Origin of the sequence: Bradyrhizobium sp. DOA9 (assembly GCF_000617845.2) — a bacterium.
In the GTDB taxonomy this organism is placed as follows: Bacteria; Pseudomonadota; Alphaproteobacteria; order Rhizobiales; family Xanthobacteraceae; genus Bradyrhizobium.
Map to the genome: position 1 here is coordinate 5,167,546 of NZ_DF820425.1, position 21,586 is coordinate 5,189,131.

General features: G+C 66.3%; 17 protein-coding genes. 2 read left to right on the forward strand and 15 right to left on the reverse strand.

The features are described from left to right. Positions 1 to 123 precede the first annotated feature (123 nt). From rseP to BDOA9_RS24290, 15 genes are all read right to left on the reverse strand, one after another. Positions 124 to 1,275 carry an RIP metalloprotease RseP gene (gene rseP / locus BDOA9_RS24220; protein WP_025036552.1) on the reverse strand — a complete coding sequence of 384 codons (1,152 nt, stop codon included), beginning with the start codon at positions 1,273 to 1,275 and terminating at the stop codon, positions 124 to 126. A gap of 45 nt (positions 1,276 to 1,320) precedes the next feature. After that, a complete protein-coding gene (gene dxr / locus BDOA9_RS24225) occupies positions 1,321 to 2,544 on the reverse strand; it encodes a 1-deoxy-D-xylulose-5-phosphate reductoisomerase (RefSeq protein WP_025036553.1) in 1,224 nt (407 codons plus the stop codon). Positions 2,545 to 2,548: 4 nt separating this feature from the next. After that, the gene (locus BDOA9_RS24230) at positions 2,549 to 3,391 is read right to left on the reverse strand and encodes a phosphatidate cytidylyltransferase (protein WP_025036554.1); all 843 of its coding nucleotides are present in this window, start codon (positions 3,389 to 3,391) and stop codon (positions 2,549 to 2,551) included. Beyond that, entirely contained in the window at positions 3,388 to 4,146 is a 759-nt protein-coding gene (locus BDOA9_RS24235; protein WP_025036555.1) for an isoprenyl transferase, read from the reverse strand. Before BDOA9_RS24235 ends, BDOA9_RS24230 begins: the two co-directional genes overlap by 4 nt. A gap of 12 nt (positions 4,147 to 4,158) precedes the next feature. Beyond that, positions 4,159 to 4,722, reverse strand: a complete 564-nt coding sequence (gene frr / locus BDOA9_RS24240; protein ID WP_025036556.1) for a ribosome recycling factor — start codon at positions 4,720 to 4,722, stop codon at positions 4,159 to 4,161. A gap of 69 nt (positions 4,723 to 4,791) precedes the next feature. After that, positions 4,792 to 5,508 (reverse strand): UMP kinase, encoded by a 717-nt coding sequence (pyrH, locus tag BDOA9_RS24245; protein ID WP_025036557.1) that lies wholly within the window; start codon positions 5,506 to 5,508, stop codon positions 4,792 to 4,794. Positions 5,509 to 5,568: 60 nt separating this feature from the next. Beyond that, entirely contained in the window at positions 5,569 to 6,492 is a 924-nt protein-coding gene (gene tsf / locus BDOA9_RS24250) for a translation elongation factor Ts (RefSeq protein ID WP_025036558.1), read from the reverse strand. A gap of 132 nt (positions 6,493 to 6,624) precedes the next feature. Next, the gene (locus tag BDOA9_RS24255; protein ID WP_042336442.1) at positions 6,625 to 7,620 is read right to left on the reverse strand and encodes a 30S ribosomal protein S2; all 996 of its coding nucleotides are present in this window, start codon (positions 7,618 to 7,620) and stop codon (positions 6,625 to 6,627) included. Between the two features lie 210 nt (positions 7,621 to 7,830). Beyond that, positions 7,831 to 10,428, reverse strand: a complete 2,598-nt coding sequence (locus tag BDOA9_RS24260; protein WP_025036560.1) for a caspase family protein — start codon at positions 10,426 to 10,428, stop codon at positions 7,831 to 7,833. A 190-nt stretch (positions 10,429 to 10,618) separates the two neighbouring features. Next, positions 10,619 to 11,389 (reverse strand): carbonic anhydrase, encoded by a 771-nt coding sequence (locus tag BDOA9_RS24265; protein WP_025036561.1) that lies wholly within the window; start codon positions 11,387 to 11,389, stop codon positions 10,619 to 10,621. 250 nt (positions 11,390 to 11,639) lie between these two features. Continuing rightward, positions 11,640 to 12,197: a DUF2846 domain-containing protein gene (locus BDOA9_RS24270; protein ID WP_152033441.1), complete on the reverse strand. Its 558-nt coding sequence runs from the start codon at positions 12,195 to 12,197 to the stop codon at positions 11,640 to 11,642. 77 nt (positions 12,198 to 12,274) lie between these two features. Beyond that, on the reverse strand, positions 12,275 to 15,778 hold the full coding sequence (gene dnaE / locus BDOA9_RS24275) for a DNA polymerase III subunit alpha (protein WP_025036563.1): 3,504 nt from the start codon (positions 15,776 to 15,778) through the stop codon (positions 12,275 to 12,277). Positions 15,779 to 16,231: 453 nt separating this feature from the next. Then, positions 16,232 to 16,957, reverse strand: coding sequence for an outer membrane protein (locus BDOA9_RS24280; RefSeq protein WP_025036564.1), 726 nt, complete (start codon positions 16,955 to 16,957; stop codon positions 16,232 to 16,234). 492 nt (positions 16,958 to 17,449) lie between these two features. Then, positions 17,450 to 18,088, reverse strand: a complete 639-nt coding sequence (locus BDOA9_RS24285; RefSeq protein WP_025036565.1) for an HD domain-containing protein — start codon at positions 18,086 to 18,088, stop codon at positions 17,450 to 17,452. Positions 18,089 to 18,130: 42 nt separating this feature from the next. After that, positions 18,131 to 18,592 (reverse strand): carboxymuconolactone decarboxylase family protein, encoded by a 462-nt coding sequence (locus BDOA9_RS24290; RefSeq protein WP_025036566.1) that lies wholly within the window; start codon positions 18,590 to 18,592, stop codon positions 18,131 to 18,133. Between the two features lie 115 nt (positions 18,593 to 18,707). Between BDOA9_RS24290 and pdxR the strand changes: the two genes are divergently transcribed. Together pdxR and BDOA9_RS24300 are read left to right on the forward strand one after the other, a co-directional pair. Further along, complete coding sequence (gene pdxR, locus BDOA9_RS24295; RefSeq protein ID WP_025036567.1) at positions 18,708 to 20,120, forward strand: MocR-like pyridoxine biosynthesis transcription factor PdxR; 1,413 nt, start codon at positions 18,708 to 18,710, stop codon at positions 20,118 to 20,120. Between the two features lie 139 nt (positions 20,121 to 20,259). Then, a complete protein-coding gene (locus tag BDOA9_RS24300; protein ID WP_025036568.1) occupies positions 20,260 to 21,573 on the forward strand; it encodes a hypothetical protein in 1,314 nt (437 codons plus the stop codon). The last annotated feature ends 13 nt before the right edge of the window (positions 21,574 to 21,586 follow it).

Genomic DNA, 21,586 nt, shown 5'->3' on the forward strand with positions numbered 1-21,586 from the left:
GAGATTCCCCAAGTTCAGGCCGCTTGTAGCCAATTTCGCCGACGCCGCAAACGGCCGAAAGCGCCGTAATTTCAAATTCATTGCAAGACGTTGCTCAACAGCAACGCCACAAAAAAGCCCCACTCAGGAGGCGGCCATCCGCAGGATGTCGTTGTAGGTCGCAAACACCATCAGCATCAGCACCAGGCCAAGCCCGATTCGGAACCCCATTTCCTGGGTCCGCTCCGACAACGGCCGGCCCCGGACCACCTCGGCCGCATAGAACATCAGGTGGCCGCCATCGAGCAGCGGGATCGGGAACAGGTTCAAAAGGCCGATCGAGACCGACAGCACCGCGCAGAGATTGATCACGAACTGGAACCCGGCGCTGGCCGCCTGCCCCGACATTTTCGCGATTCCCAGGACGCCACTGACCTCGTTCGGATTGCCCTGGCCAACGAACAGGGCACCCAGGAACTTGAAGGTGCTGGTGATGATGAACCAGACCTGCTCAACCCCGATTTTGAGCGCTTCGCCGACGCCGACCGCGGTGGTCGAGGCCTCCCCGGCCTGCGACTTGTGCTCGACGCCGAGCACGCCGAGACGGTGACTGTTGCCGAACGGGTCCTTGCGCTCCAGCAGCGCCGGGGTCGCGGTCAGTGAGACGATGGCGCCGTCGCGCTTCACCTGGAAGGTAAGCGCCGAACCGGCGTTCATCGCAACGATTCGCTGCATGTCGGCAAAGCTCTCGATCGGCTTGCCGTCGATCTGGATGACGACGTCGCCGACCTTGAAGCCGGCCGCCGCCGCCGCGCCATCGGCGACGACACCGTCGACCCGGGCGATCGTGCTCGGCTTGCCGTAATAGAGGGCCATTCCGGCAAAGATCAGAGCACCCAGAATGAAATTGGCGATCGGCCCGGCCGCGACGATCGCCGCCCGGGGGCCGACCTTCTTGTGGTGGAAGCTGCCGGCGCGCTCCTCGGCCGACATCGAAGCCAACGCCTGGGCCGACGGGGTCGAGGCCTCGCTCTCGTCGCCGAAGAACTTGACGTAGCCGCCGAGCGGGATCGCCGAGATCTTCCAGCGGGTGCCATGGCGGTCGTTGAAGCCGACCAGCTCGGGGCCGAAGCCGAGCGAAAAGGTTAACACGCGCACGCCCGCCCAGCGCGCGACCAGGAAATGGCCGAGCTCGTGGAAGAACACCACGATGGTCAGGACGAACAGGAAGGGAACCGCGTAGCCGAGGAGCCCATGGCTCAACGTATTGAAACTATGGACGAAAAAGTCGATCATCGAATTCCCTCATCCAGCACCGCAAAGGCCCTGGTCCCGAACCAACTAGGATGCCTTTAAGGCAATTTGAGGCAATAGGGCGGCAGCCCTATTTCGCGCAACATGGTCAACAGAGATTGCATCGTCCGCGGACGCCAAGGGTGCCTGGTTGCCCCCCTTGATCCAATCCTCAAGGGTCGCCTCGACCAGCCGGGCGATCGCGCCGAACCGGATCTTGCCGGCGATGAAGGCCGCCACCGCGACCTCGTTGGCGGCGTTGTAGACCGTGGTCGCCCCCTTCCCGGTCCGGAGCGATTCGTAAGCCAGCCGCAGTCCGGGGAAGCGCTCGAAGTCCGGCGCCTCGAAGGTCAGCTGGCCGATCTTGGCGAGGTCGAGCTTGGCCGCCGGGCCCTTGATGCGATCGGGCCAGCCGAGGCAATGGGCGATCGGCGTCCTCATGTCGGGCGCGCCGAGCTGAGCCACCACCGAGCAGTCAGAAAACTCGACCATGCCGTGGATGATCGACTGCGGATGAACCAGCACGTCGATCTCGTCGGGCGAGAGCGCGAACAAATAGGACGCCTCGATCACCTCGAGGCCCTTGTTCATCATCGAAGCCGAATCGATCGTGATCTTCTGACCCATGCTCCAGTTCGGATGCTTCAGGGCCTGCTGGAGCGTCGCCTGCTCGATGTCTGCGGGCTTCCAGGTCCGGAACGGGCCGCCGGAGGCCGTGATGATGACGCGAACGAGCTCGTCGCGATTGCCTGAACTCAGCGCCTGGAACAGCGCGTTGTGCTCGGAATCGGCCGGCAGGATGCAGGCGCCCGCTTTTGCCGCGCGCTGCATGAAGAAGTCGCCGGCGCAGACCAGGCACTCCTTGTTGGCGAGCGCGACATGCGCGCCGCGATCGACCGCGGCGAGCGCCGGCTTCAGCCCGGCAGCGCCGCTCACCGCCGCCATCACCCAGTCCGCCGGACGCGCACCGGCCTCGATCACCGCGCTTTCGCCGGCGCCGCATTCGGTGCTGGTGCCCGCGAGCGCGTCCTTCAGCTCGGCGAGCCTGGAGGTGTCGGCGATCGCGACATAGCGTGCGTTGAATTCCTTGGCGAGCTTGGCCAGCGCCACGACATTGCCGTTCGCCGTCAGCGCCTCGACACGGTAGCGCTCGGGCGAGGCGCGCAAGAGATCCATCGTGCTGTCGCCGATCGAGCCGGTGGCACCGAGGACTGTGACGCTGCGAATGTCGGACGCAGCAAGCCTGTTGTTACGCAAGGGAACGGCGCTCATATCCTCACCAAACCATAAGACCGCTTCCGGCGCTATGCACACCATGGCGGAAAAAGCCGATAATCCAGGCCGCCAGGATGGCGGCGACAAAACCGTCCAGGCGGTCCATAAGCCCGCCATGGCCGGGAATTAAGTGACTGGAATCCTTGACACCGAAGCGCCGCTTCACAGCGGATTCGAAGAGATCGCCGAGCTGCGACACGACCGACAGGACGGCGCCGACGACCAGCAGTGGAACCGCTTTTCCGATCCCGCAGGCGGCAAAGCCGGCCGCGACCGCAAGGCTCGCCGCAAGGCCGCCGAGCGCGCCGGCCCAGGTCTTTTTCGGGCTCACGCGAGGCCATAATTTCGGACCGCCAATGCTGCGTCCCGCGAAATAGCCGCCGATGTCGGTCGCCCAGACCACGAGCAGCACGAACATCAGCGCGGAGAAGCCGTTGACGAGATCCTTCCGCACCAGGATCGAGGCCAGCAGCGCCGCCGCCGCGTAGGCGAAGCCGGTGGCCGCCCACACGAACTTGCCCCGCGCGATCAGCGTCACGATGGCGCCGCCGATGAGGCCGGTGACGACGGAGGTCTTCAGCGCGCCGAACGCGACGGAGGCTCCCATCATGGCGATCACGACCGTCCCTGCCCCGGTCAGCGCGGCCGATGCTGCGCCCACCACCATCAGCCATTCCGCAAACAGCCCGATCGAGACCAGGGTGACGAGAAGCGCCCACAACCATCCGCCGGCATAGGCGATCGCGATCGCCAGCGGCGCCAGCACCAGCGCTGCGAGGATCCGCATCACCAGATTGCTCGGGGCAGGCTTGGCGCCCGCCGATGCAGGATCCGGTTCGTTCACGAGGCGGTCTTTGCGACCAGGCCGCCGAAACGGCGTTCACGCCTGGCAAATTCGGCGATCGCGCTTTCCAGCGCCGCCTTGTCGAAGTCGGGCCAATGGATCGGCACGAACACGAGCTCGCTATAGGCGGCCTGCCACATCAGGAAGTTCGACAGGCGCTGCTCGCCGCTGGTGCGGATGATGAGATCGGGATCGGGAATGTCGGGCGCATCGAGATAGGCGCCGAGCGTCTCGGCATCGATCGTGGCAGGATCGCGCCTGCCATCCGCGACCTCGCGGGCCAGCTTCTGCGCCGCCTTCGCGATCTCCTGCCGCGAGCCGTAGTTGAAGGCGACGACGAGCGTCAGTCGCGTATTGTCGCGCGTCAGCTCCTCGGCCTCGTTCAGCAAAGTGCAGATGTCGCTCTCGAGCCCCTCGCGCTCGCCGATGATGCGGACCTTGACGCCGTCACGGTGCAGGCTCGCCAGATCGTTGCGGATGAAGCGCCGCAGCAGGCCGAACAGATCACCGATCTCGCTCGCCGGGCGCGACCAGTTCTCCGACGAGAACGAGAAGATGGTGAGATAGCGGATGCCGAGCTCGTGCGATGCGCGCACGACGCGGCGCAGCGCGTCCACGCCGCGGCGATGCCCCTCCGCACGCGGCAGACCGCGCGCGGCCGCCCAACGCCCGTTGCCGTCCATGATGATGGCGACATGCGCGGGCGCCTCGGACCTGTCGGGCCCTTCCGTTGCGGGCGCGGCGGCGTTGGACATGAAGGCGATGCCTTAAACGGTGAGGATTTCTTTTTCCTTGGCGGCCAGCAACTGGTCGATCTCGGCGATGGTTCCGTCGGTCGCCTTCTGCACCTCGTCGGCGTGACGCTTCTGGTCGTCCTCCGACATCTCGTGATTCTTCTCGAGCTTCTTGAGCACGTCGAGACCGTCGCGGCGGACGTGGCGCGCGGCGACCTTGGCGGCTTCGGCATATTTGTGCGCGACCTTCACCAGCTCCTTGCGGCGCTCCTCGTTGAGCTCGGGAATGCGCAGGCGCAGCACCTGGCCCTCGGTCGCGGGCGACAGGCCGAGATTGGAATCGACGATCGCCTTCTCGACGGCCTTGACCATCGACTTGTCCCAGACCTGCACCGAGATCAGCCGCGGCTCCGGCACGCTGACGGTGGCGAGCTGATTGAGCGGCATGTGGCTGCCATAGGCCTCGACCTGCACCGGATCGAGCATCGAGGCCGAGGCGCGTCCCGTGCGCAGGCCGCCGAGCTCGTGCTTGAGCGAGGCGACGGCGCCCTGCATGCGGCGCTTCACTTCGTTGAGGTCGAAATTACCCGTGGCCATCACGTTCTCTCCTTCAAAATCCCGGCGACCGCTCCGCGCCGTTCCCTTTCGGGCGCGCCAGATGAGCCGTCAGCCGGCGACGATGGTTCCGTGGCCGACGCCACGCAGAATCGCGCCGATCGAGCCCGGCTCCGCGATCGAGAATACGATGATAGGCAGCGATGTCTCGCGGGCAAGCGCGAAGGCGGTCGCATCCATCACCTTGTAGCCGCCCTCGATCGCCTGCGAATGCGTCAGGCGGTCGAACCGCGTGGCGGCCGGATCCTTCTTCGGATCGGCCGAGTAGACCCCGTCGACATTGGTGGCCTTCAGGACCGCCTGCGCACCGATCTCGGCGGCGCGCAGCACCGCGGTCGTGTCGGTGGTGAAGAACGGATTGCCGGTGCCGCCGCCGAGCAGCACGATCCGGCCCTCGGCCAGGTATTTGTGTGCCGCGGTGCGGGTGAACAGCTCGGAAATCTCGGGCATGACGAAGGCCGACAGCGTCCGTGCCGGCGTGCCCTTGCGCTCGATCGCCGCTTCCAGCGCGAGGCAGTTCATCATGGTGGCGAGCATGCCCATGGTGTCGCCGGTGGTGCGCGACACCCCGCGGGAGGAGACCTCGACGCCGCGGACCATGTTGCCGCCGCCGATCACGACCGCGACCTCGGTGCCGAGATGGCGGGCCGCGATCAGGTCGTCCGCAACCCGGTCCACGGTCGGCTGATCGATGCCAAAGCCTTGCTGTCCCGCGAGATATTCGCCGGACAGCTTGATCACGACGCGACGATAGACCGGATCAGTCATGAGCACCTTCCTTGTCCGGGCGCCGCTTCCGGCGGCTTGCCGGAAGGAACGTTCCGGCGCTTACTTCTTGCCGCTGGCCGCGGCGACCTCGGCCGCGAAGTCGCTTTCCTGCTTCTCGATTCCCTCGCCGAGAGCATAGCGCACAAAGCCGGCGATCTTCACGGTGCCGCCGACCTTGCCCTCGGCCTCCTTCACCGCCTGCGCCACCGACTTGCCGGTGTCGTGGATGAAGGCCTGCTCGAGCAGGCAGACTTCCTTGTAGTAGGTCTTGAGGCCGGACTCGACGATCTTCTCGATCACGTTCTCTGGCTTGCCCTGCTGACGGTACTTGTCGGCGAGCACGTCCTTCTCGCGCTTGACCACGGCCGGATCGAGGCCGGACGGATCGAGCGCCAGCGGGTTGGCAGCCGCAACGTGCATCGCGATCTGACGGCCGAGGCTAGCGAGCTCGTCGGCCTTGCCGGGCGATTCCAGCGCCACGATCACGCCCATCTTGCCAGCGCCGTCGATGACGGCCCCGTGGATGTAATGCGAGACCACGCCCTGGCTCACCTCGAGCTGGGCGGCACGGCGCAGCGTCATGTTCTCGCCGATGGTGGCGATCGCATCATTGATGGCGGTTTCGATCGTGACGTCGCCGACCTTGGCGGCCTTGATCTTCTCGACGTCCGCTCCGACGTCGAACGCGACCTGCGCGATCATCTTGACCAGGCCCTGGAACTGGCCGTTGCGCGCCACGAAGTCGGTCTCGGAGTTGACCTCGACCACGACGCCCTTGGTGCCCTTGGTGAGCGCGCCGATCAGGCCCTCGGCCGCGACGCGGCCCGACTTCTTGGCGGCCTTGGACAGGCCCTTCTTGCGCAGCCAGTCCTGCGCCGCTTCCATGTTGCCGTCGTTTTCGGTGAGCGCGGCCTTGCAGTCCATCATGCCCGCGCCGGTCGATTCGCGCAGGTCCTTGACCATCGCAGCTGTGATCGTTGCCATCGTTGAAATCCTTTGTGCCTGCTGGTTTGCAGCGGCGCGGCATCGAAGCGCCCCGCCGCGGTCCATCTCAGGGATTCGCGTCAACTGAAATGGTGGCCGGATCCTATCCGGCCAACCCATCGCTCTTTTTGACTATTCCGCTTCCGCGGTCAGCGCCTTGGCCTTGGCCACCCAGGCATCGGCGCGGCTCGGCAGACCGACTTCCTCGCCGATCGTGTGCGCGGTGTCGTGGTCGAGCTCGGCGAGCTGCCAATAGTGGAAGATGCCGAGGTCGTTGAACTTCTTCTCGATCGCGCCCGACACGCCCGGGAGCTTCTTGAGGTCGTCGGCGGTACCGCGGGGACCCGCAAGGCCCTGGAAGCCGCTCGAGGATGCAGCCGGCAGCTCTTCGGCGAGCGGCTTGGCCGATGCACCGATGTCGATGCCCGAATCGCCCTGGGCTCGCGAAATGCCGTCGATCGCGGCACGCGCGATCAGGTCGCAATACAGCGAGATGGCACGGCCGGCGTCGTCATTGCCGGGGACCACATACGTGATGCCCTTCGGGTCCGAATTGGTGTCGACGATCGCGGCGACCGGGATGTTCAGGCGCTGGGCCTCCTGGATCGCGATGTCTTCCTTGTTGGTGTCGATCACGAAGATCAAATCGGGCAGACCGCCCATGTCCTTGATGCCGCCGAGCGAGCGGTCGAGCTTGTCGCGCTCGCGCTGAAGCGTCAGGCGCTCCTTCTTGGTGTAGGAATTGGCTTCGCCGCCCGAGAGCACGTCGTCGAGGTGGCGCAGGCGCTTGATCGAGGCCGAGATCGTCTTCCAGTTGGTCAGCGTGCCGCCGAGCCAGCGCGAATTGACGAAATACTGCGCGCAGCGCTTGGCCGCGTCGGCAACGCCATCCTGCGCCTGGCGCTTGGTGCCGACGAACAGGATGCGGCCGCCCTTGGCCACCGTGTCGCTGACGGCCTGGAGGGCCTGGTGCAGCATCGGCACGGTCTGGGCGAGGTCGACGATGTGGATGTTGTTGCGGGTGCCGAAAATGAACGGAGCCATTTTCGGATTCCAGCGGTGAGACTGGTGACCAAAGTGCACGCCAGCTTCAAGCAGCTGACGCATAGTGAAATCGGGCAGTGCCATCGTTCTAATTCTCCGGTTGGTTCCTCCGGAAACGTGTGAGCAAAACGGAGCGTTCTCGCCCCGGCTGCCACCGGACGGCCTTGTGAGCCATGTTTCCGTGTGAGATGGCGCGCTATATAGCGCCATTTCGGCCAGAAGCAAGGAAATAACGGCCTTTGGGGACGCCTCTAGGCTGCGTCGCTTCCCAGCGTCCCCTGCCCCTTAGGCCTCCTAGCACTTTGGCTGGCCCGGCGGGCAGCTCTTCGGTGGCGGGCCGGCCGGTCGCGGAGGCGGATGCGGCGCGGCGGCCATCGGCGGCGGCGCTGGGCGGGCCACCGGCGGCGGAGGTGGTGCCGGCCGCGCCATCGCTGGCGGAGGCGGAGGCGGCGCCGGCCGGGCGACAGGCGGCGGTGGCGCGGGCCGCGCTACCGCCACGGGCGGAGGTGCAGCCCGCGGCGGCGGAGGCGGCGCAACCCTCGGCGGAGGCGGCGGCGTCGGCCTTGCCAGGGCCTGAGGATGCGGAGGTGCAGCGGAAGGCCTGGCGGCCTGCGGCGATGGCGGTGGCCGACGGTCCTGGGCTCCGGACGGTGTCCGCGCCGCCACTGGTGGCGGCGGCGGAGGTATCGTGGGCCTGGCCGCGGTCGGGGCGGCGGGCTTGCCGGTGGCCGCGCTCGGCGGCGGCAAAGCGCCCGGCTGGGGCCCGGCCGGCCGGCCGCGGAGGTCAGGGGCAGGCGCGGTCGTTGTCCCCGGCGGTCTGGGCAAGGCCGCGGACGGGTTCGTCGCGCTTCCGGAAGCCGGCGGGAGATTGGGCGTCGTCGCCGCGTTCGGCCGGGCCGGCGGGATGTTGCCGCTCGGCGCTGTCGCTGTCGCGGCGGGCCTGCCAGGGGGCGGGACAGTCCCGGGCGCGGCCCCTGCCCCCGCCGGCGGCGGCCCGCCGGGTGTGCCGGGCACAGGGAGCGTATTGGCCTGCGGCAGCTTGGTCGGCGCCAGCGCTTGCGGGGGTGCCGCAGCGGTACCGGCGGGAGCGGTCGCGGTCGGACGAGGTGCGCCGGCCGGTGTCGCAGTCCCGGGCGCCGTTCCGGCCGGCGGGCTGCCGGGAGCTCCCGGCGCCGGCGCGATAGTGGTCTGCGGCAGCTTGGCGCCTGCGGGCGGCGGCGCTGTCGCGCCAGGCGCGACATTGGCGGGAGCCGGTGTCGCGAGACCCGGCCTCGCCATCGGCTGGATCGTCGCACTCGGCGGCATCGGCGCCTTGCCCTGCTGGATCAAGGCGGCGCGCTGGACGACCGCCTGCGGCACGGCCGGACCTGCCGGCGTGGCGCGGCCGGCAACGGCCGGCGCCAGATTGCCCGGTCCGGGCGCCGGTCCCGCAGCCGGAGGCGGCGCCGGCGGCGGCTGGTTGATCACGGTGTTGATGACCGTCGTGTTGTGGATGTTCTGATAGATGATGTTGTTCGGCGGCGGCGCGACATAGACCGGCGGCCTGACGAACACCGGGATCGGCACGAACACCGGCTGCGGCAGCACGAACAGGCCGACCACGGGCAGCGGCGGCGGCAGCACGACGAAATCCGGCGGCGGCGGCGGCAGATAATAGACCGGCGGCGGCGGTGGCGGCGCGAAGCCGAAATCGGGATCGCTGAAATACAGCACGGGACGGTCGACATAGACCACCTCCTCCGGCGGCGGTGGCGGCACGTCGTAGTCGATCATCGCGAAGCTCGGCGGCGGCTCGGGCGGCGCGGTCAGGATCGCAAGGCGGCGCCGTGCGTCCGCCGCGTGCGGCCCGCGGGGATAGCGGCGCAGATACGACCAATAGGCCTCCGGCGTGTCGGTCCGGTAGGTTCGGCGCCAGGTGATGGCTTCGCGGCGCGCGGCAACGATCGCCATCACGCGCTTGGCGAGCGGATCGCTCGGATAGGCCGCGAGAAACTCCTCATAGGCCGGCAGCGTGTCGCGCTCGAGCGCGGCGGCATAGGCGTCCTGCACGCCGAGATCGCGGATCGGCTTGTTGCGAATGGCGGCAACCTGGTCGGGCGCGGCCGCCGGCGGCGGCGCATCGGGCGCGCGCTCGAAGAACGAGAACGGCGCCGAGATCTTCTGCTCGTTCCAGGGCACCTGCGCGCCCTTGGAGGCTTCGTTGACGCGCAGGCGGACGCGGTCGAACACCTCGGGCAGCGGCAGGCCGCCGGTGCGGATCATCTCGGCGAGCGACTGCGCGTAGATGCCGTAGGGGCCCGGCTCCTCCGGTGCGACCGTGCCGGGCGCGGCGTTGAAGGCGATCAGCATGTTCGCCTCGGGCTCGACCAGCGCAAGGCCGCTCGCGATCGGCTGTCCGCCCTCGATGAAGGGCTGCGCCCGGGCCGCATCGAGCACGACGATGTTGGCCTTGAGCGGAATCGCTGCGAGCTGGCGCACATAGTCACTGACGCGCAAGGCCTCGGTCGGAATGTCGGTGTCGCGGCTGATGTTGGAATCGACCGGGATGAAATAATTCTCGCCGGCGAGCTGCACGCCGTAGCCGGCAAGATAGATCATCGCGACGGTGCCCGGCCCCGACGCCTGGGCCTTCTGGATGAAATCGCGCAAGCTCTTGCGCAGCGTGTCGCCGTCGAGATCACGCGCGCCGACCACGTCGAAGCCCGCCGCCTGGAGCGTCTGTGCGATCAGACCGGCATCGTTCGCGGTGGTCGCCAGCGGCGATTTGGCATAGGCGCCGTTGCCGACCACGAGCGCGATGCGCTTCTCCTGCTGCTGGGCGCGGACCGGGCTTGCGGCAAGGACAACGATCGGGAGGAGAAGGCAGATGAAGGCTTTGAGCGTCCCACGCATGGCTTGTGCCCGCTTTTGTCGTTGAGGTGGCCACCGCATATCAGGCGCGCGGCCAGCTGAATGGCGCTTGAACGAGAAGCGCGGATTGAGGCGACGGCATGGCGCCGCCACCCCAGTCGACTCCACGTCGAACCTCCACGTCAGGTGCAAGCCTCGCGACCGCACCGCGGCAGGAGGCTGCTCGGCCCGTTCAGCCCTGGACGATCAGATCGACCGTGCCCGTCGTCAGCCGATAGATGCCGCCGACGACCTTCACCTTGCTCTGCTCCACGGCCGCATTGAGAATTGGCGCGGCCGCCTTCAGCTTGGCGACGTTGTCGACCACGTTCTGCCGGATCGCGTTCTTGAGCACATCCCCGCCCTGCTGCATCGCCGCCTTTGCGGCGGGCGCGATCGCATCGACCAGCGAGGGAATGTGCCCCGGCGGCGAGGTATTGTCCTTGATCGCCTTCAGCGTCGCATCCACCGCGCCGCAGGCATCGTGGCCGAGCACGAGGATCAGCGGCGTGTTCAGCACCGCCACCGCATATTCCATGCTTGCGATCGTCTCGGTGCCGGCAAAGTTTCCGGCGACGCGACAGACGAACAGGTCGCCGCGACCGGTGTCGAACGCATATTCCGGCGCGATGCGCGAGTCGGCACAGCTCAGCACGGCCGCGAACGGATTCTGACCGCCGACCAGCGCCTCGCGCTCGTGCTTGAAATCGTGGCGCCGCGACACGCCGGCGACGTAGCGCCCATTGCCCTCCATCAGCCGCTTCAGCGACGCGTCGGGCGACAGCACGTTCTGCGGCTTCGGCGGCTGCTTGGCGTCCTTGGCCAGGGCGCCGCTGGCGAAAGCTCCACCGGCGAAGGCCATGCCGAACGCGGCGGCGCCAAACAGCATCGCCGATCGCCGCGACGGCGCGATGTCTCGGCGCAGAGATTCGTGATGCAGCGAGTCAGAACACTTGTCGCACATGTGACATCTCCTCGGGGTCAATGGAAACGATGCGTCGCGAAGATAGGAGCGCCGATATGAAGAAAGAACAAATGCCAGTTGATGCAACCGATGATTGCTGCACTGCGCGCCATGCTGCAAGCCGAAATGCGTGCCCATCGCGCGCCCGACGATTGCACGGACATGCGTCCGCCAGCATGCATTCGAGATCAGCCCGCCAAGGACCCCCTGTGCCCGGCGCGATCAGAGACACGTCGTCGTAGCGCGCGCCCTACTCGACGGCTTCCAGCTCCGCGAGCTTCGTGCGCGCGGTTGCCTCGTCCAGCGCGACGAGCTCGCCCGGCCCGAGATTGGCCTCGCCCGCCGTCGCGACGGACACGACCGCAAGTCCGGCCAAACCGCCGAGCACGGCGCCGCCCATGGCGGCATCGTGCCTGGCGCTGCTCTTGATCAGGTAGAAATGCGTCCGGCCCGCCTCCATGACGATCTCGCGCTTGGTCTCGCCCGGAAACATCAGCTCAGTGAGCAGCACGTCGTGACGTCCGGCAGGCCGGTCGGCATAGGCATATTTGCCGGCCACGATTTTTCCGAGCGGCGCACCGTCGAGCTTCACCTCGCAGCCGCAAATGGCCATGCTCAGGCCGCTCCTCTTGTCCTGCAGGAACACCACACGCGCGTACCCTGCGCGTGGAGGACCAACCTTTTTCGACACCGACGCAAAGTCCGTTCCGACCTGATTGCTGACGCACCCCGTCAGCATGGCACAAACGGCCAACAACAACGCACCCTGTCGCAGCATTACAGCCCCATTCCATTCCCCGGGGCACATGCTAATCGGAATCAGCGCTGGGTTGCAACCGATGCAGCATGACAACTTTGCAAAAACCGGAACGCGCGGCGAAGAAGCTAAAGCTGTTGCACGTCCACCACGCCCGCGACCGCCTTGATCGCGCCGGCGATCTGCGGCGAGACCTTGAAGCGGCCGGGCAGCTTCATCTCCACCTCGGTCTCGAGGTCGAGCATCAGCACCAGCGAGACCTCGCCGTCGCCGCTTCCGCGCGGTGCGATGCCGGGACTGCCGACCTTCGGCGCGCCGCCGTTGGAGGCCGCCATGTCGGGCCCGGCGAGACGCTTGGCGATCGAGTCCAGCGGCTTGGTATCGCGCAGGAAGATGCGCAGGCCCTTCTGCGTCTTGGCCGCGGCGTCATCGAGCGGCTCGGCGTGCAGCACGCGGGCGCGGACGTCCTCGCCCTGCAGCTCGGCCCCCAGCTGCAGCAGCACGGCCGCACCCGGCTCCAGCACGTCGCGATATTGCGCAAGGCCTTCGGAGAACAGCACCGCCTCGAAATGGCCGGTGGGATCGGACAGCCCCATGATGCCCATCTTGTTGCCGGTCTTGGTGCGGCGCTCCATGCGCGAGACAACGGTCGCGGCGACCTTGCCGGCGGTGGCGCCGGTCTTCACCGCGCGCGAGAACTCGGCCCAGCTCTGCACCCGCAGCCGCTTCAGCACGGTCGCGTAATCGTCGAGCGGATGTCCCGACAGGAAGAAGCCGATCGCGTCGTATTCGCGGCGCAGCCGTTCGGCCGGCAGCCACGGCTCGACCTGCGGCAGCATGATGGTCGGTGCATCCGCCGACATGCCGAACATGTCGTTCTGGCCGATCGTCGCAGCTTCATGCGCGCGCTGGCAGGCGGCGAGGATCGCGTCCGCACCGGCAAAGACACGCGCCCGGTTCGGCTCCAGCGTGTCGAAGGCGCCGGCGGCGGCGAGACTTTCGATGATGCGCTTGTTGATCGCGCGCGGCGAGACGCGCGCGGCGAAATCGGCGAGCGAGGTGAACAGGCCGCCTCGGCTGCGCTCCGCGATGATCTGCTCGATCGCCTGGATGCCGACGCCCTTGAGCGCGGCGAGCGCGTAGTAGATCGTGTTCTCGCCGACCTCGAAGGTCGCGCCCGACCGGTTGATGTTCGGCGGCTCGACCTTGATGCCGAGACGCTGCGCCTCGGAGCGGAATTCGGACAGCTTGTCGGTGTTGTTCAGATCGAGCGTCATGGACGCTGCGATGAACTCGACCGGGTAATGCGCCTTCATATAGGCGGTATGGTACGATACCAGCGCGTAAGCCGCAGCGTGACTCTTGTTGAAGCCGTAGTCGGCGAATTTTGCCAGCAGCTCGAAGATGGTCTCGGCCTGCCCCTTCGGCACGCCGTTCTTCACCGCGCCCGCGACGAAGATGTCGCGCTGCTTGTCCATCTCGGCGCGGATCTTCTTGCCCATGGCGCGGCGCAAGAGGTCGGCGTCGCCGAGCGAATAGCCCGACATCACCTGCGCGATCTGCATCACCTGCTCCTGGTAGATGATGACGCCGAAGGTCTCCTTCAGGATCGGCTCCAGCACCGGATGCAGATATTCCGGCTCCTCGTCGCCGTGCTTGCGCGCGCAATAGGTCGGGATGTTCGCCATCGGGCCCGGCCGATAGAGCGCGACCAGCGCGATGATGTCCTCGAAACGGTCCGGCCGCATGTCGATCAGCGCCCGCCGCATGCCCTGGCTTTCAACCTGGAACACGCCGACCACGTCGCCGCGCGCCAGCATCTGGTAACTCTCGGCATCGTCGATCGGCAGCGTGGCGAGATCGACGTCGATGCCGCGCGGTTTGAGCAGCTTGCAGGCGACGTCGAGCACGGTGAGGGTCTTCAGGCCGAGGAAGTCGAACTTCACGAGCCCCGCCGGCTCGACCCATTTCATGTTGAACTGGGTCACCGGCATGTCGGATTTGGGATCGCGGTAGAGCGGCACGAGCTCGCTCAGGGGACGATCGCCGATCACGATGCCGGCTGCGTGGGTCGAGGCGTGGCGGGTCAGGCCTTCCAGACGCTGGGCGATGTCGAAGGCGCGCGCCACCACGGGATCTTCGTCGCGGAACGCCTGCAGCTTCGGCTCGCTCTCGATCGCGGCGGCCAGCGTCACCGGCGCCGCCGGATTTTGCGGCACCAGCTTGGTCAGCTTGTCGACCTGGCCATAGGGCATCTGCAGCACGCGGCCGACGTCGCGCAGCACGCCGCGCGCCTGCAGCGTGCCGAAGGTGATGATCTGCGCGACCTGGTCGCGGCCGTAGCGCTGCTGCACGTAACTGATCACCTCGCCGCGGCGATCCTGGCAGAAGTCGATGTCGAAGTCCGGCATCGAGACGCGTTCCGGATTGAGGAAGCGCTCGAACAGCAGGCCGAACCTGATCGGGTCGAGGTCGGTGATGGTCAGCGCCCACGCCACCAGCGAGCCAGCGCCGGAGCCGCGGCCCGGCCCGACCGGAATGCCCTGGCTCTTCGCCCATTTGATGAAGTCGGACACGATCAGGAAGTAGCCCGCGTATTTCATGCGGGTGATGACGTCGAGCTCGAAGGCGAGCCGCTTGGCGTAGGTCTCGTCCGTCGTGCCCGGCGACAGGCCGTGCACGCTGAGCCGCTTGGCGAGCCCCTCCTCCGCCTGCCGCTTCAATTCCGCCGCCTCGACTGCGGCGGCATCCGAGCTCTGCGCAGCACCGACGGTGAAGAACGGCAGGATGGGCTTGCGCGTCATCGGCCGGAACGAGCAGCGCTCGGCGATCTCCACCGTCGAGGCCAGCGCCTCCGGAATGTCGGCGAACAGCAGCGCCATCTCCGCGCGCGTCTTGAAGCGATGATCCGGCGTCAGCTGCACGCGGTCGGTCTCGGCGATCAGCCGGCCGCCCGCGATGCACAGCAGCGCATCATGCGCTTCGTAATCGTCGGTGGTTGCGAAATACGGCTCGTTGGTCGCAACCAGCGGCAGCCCCTTGGCGTAGGCGATGTCGATCAAGCCGCCTTCGACGCGCCGCTCCTTCTCGGCGTTGTGGCGCTGCAGTTCGATGTAGAGGCGGTCGCCGAACAGAGCGGCCAGACGCTCGCAGCGCGCGCCGGCGAGCTCGGTCATGCCACCGACCAGCGCCAGCGAGATCGGCCCGTCCGGTCCGCCCGTCAGCGCGATCAGGCCCTCGGTCTCGCCCTCGAGCCAGTCGAGCTTGATGAACGGAGCATGACTGTCGGGCGATTCCAGGAACGCGCGCGAGTTCAGCCGCATCAGGCTGCGATAGCCGCGCTCCTGCGCCGCCAGCAGCACCACGCGCGACGGCCCCATCGCGTTGCGCGCATTCGGATCCTGATCGCCGAAATCGATCGCAAGCTCGCAGCCGACGATCGGCTGGATGCCGGAGCCCGCCATCTTGTCGGAGAACTCCAGCGCGCCGAACAGATTGTCGGTGTCGGTCAGCGCCAGCGCCGGCTGGTGGTCCTTCTTGGCAAGCTCGGCGAGCTTGGCGATCTTGATCGAGCCCTTGAGCAGCGAATAGGCCGAGTGAACGTGAAGGTGGACAAATCCGGCGCTCGGCATGGTCGCGTGACGGCCTCTTGCAGATGAGATGGAGCGGTCGCCAACACCTTAGGGCATCGTGCCCCCGTCCAGCCGACTCGCTTCCCGATGGTGGGGTGCAGCGCCGCCAGAGTCCACGCCGCAGCGGCCACTTCGCACCGCCATCCCGCTTTTCCCCAACCAGCCACGCATGACGCCTGGACTCAAAGCTGCGGTATCACTTGGGCCCAGATCGCGATCATCCCGACGAACAGCGTGATCGACGCCAATGCAGCGGCCTCTTCGACGAAAACCCTGAACATGTCTCGCTCCTTGCTTAGAACGTATGAAGAACATTGTTCTCATTTTGTTCTTAGGAGTCAAGCGCAGCCGGTGACCTCACGACACAATGGTTAACTCGCTGAATTCACGCAATAAAAAAGCCCCGGCCAAGGCCGGGGCTTTCGACGACCGCTCCAGTTGGAGCGATCAGGATCAGTAACGGCCGAGCATCGGGCCGCCGAACTTGTAGTTCAGGCGGACGAGGCCCATGTCGACGTCCTGCTTGACGTTGACCGCCAGGACACCGCCGGCGCCGGTCAGATTCTTGTCGCTGCCACCCAGGAAGATGTGGTCGTACTCGACGCCAACCGACCAGTTCGGGGCGAAACCATATTCGAGGCCTGCGCCGACGGTGCCGCCCCAACGGGTGTCGTCGCCCGACGCCAGCGACACGCCGCCGAACGAGGCGTCGTACTTGGTGCTGGCCACAGCCGCACCGCCCTTGACGTAGATCAGGACGTTGTTCCAGGCGTAGCCGACCTGACCGGTGATCAGACCGAACGCATCGATCTTGGTGTTGTTGGTCAAGCCGGAGATCGCGCCGACATGGCTGCCTGAGAAGTCGGCCCAGTTGCCCTGGCCTTCAACACCGAACACCCACTGGCCGGCCTGCCAGCGATAGCCGATCTGACCACCGACCGTGCCGCCGGTCGCGTCGTGCGAACCATCACGGCCGAAACCGACCAGGTCCCATTTCGCGTTCGACGAACCGCCGCCGCCGTTGAGACCGATGTAGAAGCCGCTCCAGTCGTAAACGGCGGCGATCGCCGCCGGCGGAGCCTTGGTGTAAGGCCGCGCCGCGAGATCGGCAGCCAGCGCCGGCGCAGCCGCGCTGAGCGCGACAAGGCTGACAGCGGCGAGCAACAACTTCTTCTTCATTTGATTCCCGTTCCAGTTTCTTCAGAGGCCCCCGGGCCGTGGCGTGGTCATAACAGCGATCGACGGAATTGCTGTAACCGCGACGCCACAGTGCGATCGAAAGGACTTTGCTCATTAACGAATGTTAATCGGAAGCTGCGCAGAAACCCTATGAAACAAGAGTTTTCAGCAATTCCAATGTCGTCGACGCGAGACAAACTGCATGCGCGCGGAACAACGTCGCGCGCACATTCGCGTGAATGAGAAGCGCAAAAGCGCGGGCGAGGTCCTCATCCCATTGTCGCCATATTTTCGCTCGCATTCATCACATTCGTGGAGCGTCAATCAAAATCGCCCGCACGTAATGAGGCCAATCGGCGTCAGTGCCTTTCGAAGCTGCAGCCCCACACACCGTCATCGTCCCAAAAGCCCGCCGGAAGCGCGCATCTCAAGGGATGGCCGCAGGGAACAGCTCTCAATGCGATAGCCCTGCGGTGAGCGCGCTACGTCTGCTCAGCTTTGCCAGGGCGTATTTCGGATGCGCGTGCACGCGTTCGGCTTGCGGAAGCTCGGATCGTGATCTTCGATGTAGTCGAAGTTGACCGTCCCGAACGTCGTCTGCGGCTTCTTCAGCGCCGAGCAGGTCTGTACCTTCACGAACTCGTTCTTGAAGTCCCCGCGCGGGAACGCCGCGATCACCTGCTCGCGCTGGTGAGGCGTGTAATCGTCATACCCGATGCCCACCACATCCACCAGAACGCCTGCGTTGGTGAGCGCGATCTCCGGTCTCATATATTGCGGAATGCCGGGCGTGGTGTGCAGGGCGATGGCCTCCCACACCAGATCGGCCTGCGGATCAGCGATGCCGCGTGCCCGCAGAAACTCGCGCGCTGCATCGGCACCGTCGACCTCAAACCGCCTGGTCTCGGAATGGTAGTGATCGACGAGACCGAGGTCGTGAAACAGCGCCGCGACATACAGGAGTTCGGAATCGAACTTCATCTTTTGGCGCAATCCCCTCAACGCGCCGAACACGTAGACGCGAACCGAATGGTTGAACAACATCTCGTCTTCGTAACTGCGCACCAGCTCGGCGGCCTCGCGTGCCAGTTTGCTGTCGGGAATTTTGACGCCGGAGATCACGCTGGTCATTTTCAGGCTCCTGCTTTCTGTTTCGGCTGTTTCCCTTCGCGGTCAGGCGGCCATTTCGAGCGCGGCTTGGGGCGTATTTCGGAAGCTGATCGACATGCGATTGTACGCGTTCATCAGGCTGATCGCGATCGTGAGATCGACCAGCTCGCGCTCGCCGAAGACCTTGCGCGCCGTTTGATAGGCTTCATCCGGGACGTTCGTCTCCGCGACGCGGGTGATCGTCTCGGCCCATGCGAGGGCCGCACGCTCGCGCTCGTCGAAAAGATGACCCGCCTCGGGCCAGGCCTGGACCAGCGCGATCTTTTCGATTTTCACGCCGCTCTTCAGCAGGTCGCGTGTGTGCACATCGAGGCAGTAGGCGCAATTGTTGATCTGCGACACGCGAAGATAGACCAGGGTGACCAGCGTCGCGGAAAGTCCGCTCTGCATGACATAGCCGTAGACACCGCCCAGCGCCTTCATGCCTGCCGGTGCGACGTGGTTGTAGTTGAGCCGTTCGCTCATCTGGCTGCTCCTTGATGATCGGGGGATGAACGCTCCCTCTCGCCCCCTTTAGGTGCCCCTGCACTGGTCCACAAAAAAGCACCAAGAACGCACAAAACTCGTGTACCACGCAGGCATGACGAGGCCGCTGCATCTGGAGCTCGATCGATCGGCAAAGACGCCGCTGGCCGAGCAGATCCACAAGGGGATCAGAACCGCGATCGAAAGCGGCGTTCTCGCCCCGGGCGCACGCCTGCCCTCCTGGCAGGATCTCGCCGCCCAACTCGGCGTCGCACGCGGCACCGTACGGACGGCATACGAAAAGCTTTCATCCGCCCAACTGATCGTCGCAAGCCGCGCGACTGGAACCCATGTCGCCGACCGGCCCTCGTTCCCGGTACGGCGGGACAAGGCCCCGTCGCCTGGCTCGTTCATGGAGATGTACCAGGAACTGACGGCGGGGCCGGCGATCTTCCAGATGGGCGTGCCTGCGCAGGCGACCCTTCCCGCGACGTTGCTGGCGCGGATGCGCGCGCAGGCCGTTCGGGCGGAGGTGACCGCACCGGCGATCTACCCCGATCCACGCGGAGAGCCGGCGTTGCGGCGCGAGATCGCGGCCTACCTTGCGCTGGCGCGCGGGATCGAATGCGCGCCGTCCCAGATCATCGTCACGGCCGGTTTCAGCGGCGGCCTTGGCCTGGCGCTCCGCGTCCTCGGGCTTGAGCAGAAGAAGGCCTGGATGGAGGACCCTGGCTTTCCCTTTACCCGGCACGGTCTCGCGTTTGCGCGATTGACGGTTGCACCGATCCCCGTTGACGCGGATGGTATCGATGTCGATTACGGCCTGAAACATGCTCCTGATGCGGCACTGGTGGTCGTGACACCGGGCCAGCAGGCGCCGCTGGGCTCGACACTGTCGCTCGTGCGGCGCTCACGCCTGCTCGACTGGGCAGCGCAAAGCAAGGCATGGGTGATCGAGGATGACTATCTCAGCGAGCTTCAGCTCAAGGGCCGGGCGACGCCGGCGCTCGCATCGCTCGACCGCGCCGGCCGCGTCATTCACATCGGCTCTTTCAGCAAGACGGTGACGCCTGCCCTGCGGCTCGGCTTTGTCGTCGCACCAGCCGCCCTGGCGTCGCAATTTGCCGAAGCTGCTGCGTGCCTTGCGCCCGCGCCTGGGCCGGCGGTGCAGCTCGCGATAGCCGACTTCATGCGCGAGGGCCATTATCTGCGGCATCTTCGGCGCACGAAGCGGATTTACGCCGCGCAAGGCGATGCATTGCTGAAGTACCTTCGCGCGCGCACTGCGAACATTGCGCTTGCCGGGTTGGCGGCGGTCCTGCAATTGACGGACGGAGCACCCGACCTGGCCGTCGCCAGGGAAGCTGCACGGCTGGGACTTGCGCCTACGCCGCTATCACTCTGGTATGCGTCGAAGGGATCGGTGCGCCCGGGACTTTTGCTCGGCGTGGCAACGTCTCCGCTGAAACGAATCGAGGCGTCCTGCGATCGACTGCTGCAAATCATCGATCGTCTGACGCGGTCTTAAGCTGACGGACGCAGCACGCCCCGCATGGATTCGTTGCATGAACGAATAGACGTGCCCCGGCCGGCTATGAAACGTTGTGATAACGGCGATCCTCATATAGGTTCGAACCTCTTCCTCGCCGTGCGTGGTCGCTTGCTGCATGCTCGCCCGTATCCTGCTCCTCCTGGCCTCGCTCTTGCCTGCAGGCACTTTGCGCGCCGAAGCAACGCCGGTCGAGAAAGCCGGATTTGCCTCCAGGCTGACGATCTATCTCGCCAAGGGGCCAGCTGACGCATGCGGCCCGGGTTGCGATCGCTGGATCGCCATCGAGGGCGAGATCGATCGGGAGGCTGCGCTGCGCATTCGCCGCTTCCTGGCCGCCGTCAAGGACCTGCAGCACCCGATCTACCTCCACTCGCCCGGCGGCAACGTCGAGCAGTCCTACGCGATCGGGCGGTTGCTGCGCAGTCGCAAGGCGATTGCCAGGGTCGGCCGGACGATCGCGACCGGCTGCGCCGCGGGCACGCAGGTGGACGCTGCCTGCCTGAAGCTCAAGAACGCAAGGGGTGAGGTCGAGGCCGAGCTCACCACGGCGCGTGCCATGTGCAACTCGGCCTGCGCATACGTCTTTCTCGGGGCGACATCGCGCGAGGTCGCCCCCGACGCCGCAATGGCGGTGCATAATTCCAGGCTGGTGCTCGCCTTTGACGGACGGCCCGATCCGGCGGCCGTCGCGGAATACAGGCGGCGCCGGTTGATGGCGGCCGATCGCGATCGCGCCGCGTTCATTGCGGCGATGGGAATCAGCCGCGAGCTCGATTCCCTGATCCGGACGGTGAAGTTCGAAAGCCTGCACGTGCTGACGCGAACCGAGCTCTACGGTTTCGGGATCGACACGCGAACGCTCGCCGAGACGAGCTGGACGCTGGAGAAAGAGGCCCGGCCGTTCGTCCGCAAGATCGCGACCGCAAAGAAGGATAACGCCTCCACGTTCCGAACGATGGAGCTGCGCCTGTCTTGCGAAAGCAGCAAGGGCGCGCCGCTGACGTTTGCGGCCGAGGTCGACGAGGCGGCCGCCGGCAAGAGCACGATCCTGATCGCGGCGGATGCCGACAAGGCGGCCGGAGGATCTCCGCTGCGGACCGGCAAGTACGAGGTCTGGCGCGGCAACATCGATGCCGACATGGTCAAGGCGATACTCACCTCGCGCTCCCTGCAGGTCCGCGAAACCACGCCGATGGCGGACGACAAGACGGACATCACGAGGTTCGAGCTCGGCCTGGCCGGGCTGCCATCGCAGTGGGCCCGGCTCAAGGCATCCTGCACGTCGGCGACGCCGGGCCCGACAAGCTCCTGGCCGGTGACGCCTGGGCAAGCGGTTCCCTGGCAGGCCGCTCATTGGCCCGAGAGCCCGTGGACGCCCGCCCCCCAACCAACCGTCAGCACAGACCGTCCGCCCGCTCCGACGCCTTGAAATGCCGCCGGAC

Excerpts from the sequence above, each read along its gene's own strand:
- rseP (WP_025036552.1), bottom strand. The coding sequence starts at position 1,275 with ATGATCGACTTTTTCGTCCATAGTTTCAATACGTTGAGCCATGGGCTC.
- dxr (WP_025036553.1), bottom strand. The coding sequence starts at position 2,544 with ATGAGCGCCGTTCCCTTGCGTAACAACAGGCTTGCTGCGTCCGACATT.
- BDOA9_RS24235 (WP_025036555.1), bottom strand. The coding sequence starts at position 4,146 with ATGTCCAACGCCGCCGCGCCCGCAACGGAAGGGCCCGACAGGTCCGAG.
- frr (WP_025036556.1), bottom strand. The coding sequence starts at position 4,722 with ATGGCCACGGGTAATTTCGACCTCAACGAAGTGAAGCGCCGCATGCAG.
- pyrH (WP_025036557.1), bottom strand. The coding sequence starts at position 5,508 with ATGACTGATCCGGTCTATCGTCGCGTCGTGATCAAGCTGTCCGGCGAA.
- tsf (WP_025036558.1), bottom strand. The coding sequence starts at position 6,492 with ATGGCAACGATCACAGCTGCGATGGTCAAGGACCTGCGCGAATCGACC.
- BDOA9_RS24255 (WP_042336442.1), bottom strand. The coding sequence starts at position 7,620 with ATGGCACTGCCCGATTTCACTATGCGTCAGCTGCTTGAAGCTGGCGTG.
- BDOA9_RS24260 (WP_025036560.1), bottom strand. The coding sequence starts at position 10,428 with ATGCGTGGGACGCTCAAAGCCTTCATCTGCCTTCTCCTCCCGATCGTT.
- BDOA9_RS24265 (WP_025036561.1), bottom strand. The coding sequence starts at position 11,389 with ATGTGCGACAAGTGTTCTGACTCGCTGCATCACGAATCTCTGCGCCGA.
- BDOA9_RS24270 (WP_152033441.1), bottom strand. The coding sequence starts at position 12,197 with ATGTGCCCCGGGGAATGGAATGGGGCTGTAATGCTGCGACAGGGTGCG.
- dnaE (WP_025036563.1), bottom strand. The coding sequence starts at position 15,778 with ATGCCGAGCGCCGGATTTGTCCACCTTCACGTTCACTCGGCCTATTCG.
- BDOA9_RS24280 (WP_025036564.1), bottom strand. The coding sequence starts at position 16,957 with ATGAAGAAGAAGTTGTTGCTCGCCGCTGTCAGCCTTGTCGCGCTCAGC.
- BDOA9_RS24285 (WP_025036565.1), bottom strand. The coding sequence starts at position 18,088 with ATGACCAGCGTGATCTCCGGCGTCAAAATTCCCGACAGCAAACTGGCA.
- BDOA9_RS24290 (WP_025036566.1), bottom strand. The coding sequence starts at position 18,592 with ATGAGCGAACGGCTCAACTACAACCACGTCGCACCGGCAGGCATGAAG.
- pdxR (WP_025036567.1), top strand. The coding sequence starts at position 18,708 with ATGACGAGGCCGCTGCATCTGGAGCTCGATCGATCGGCAAAGACGCCG.
- BDOA9_RS24300 (WP_025036568.1), top strand. The coding sequence starts at position 20,260 with ATGCTCGCCCGTATCCTGCTCCTCCTGGCCTCGCTCTTGCCTGCAGGC.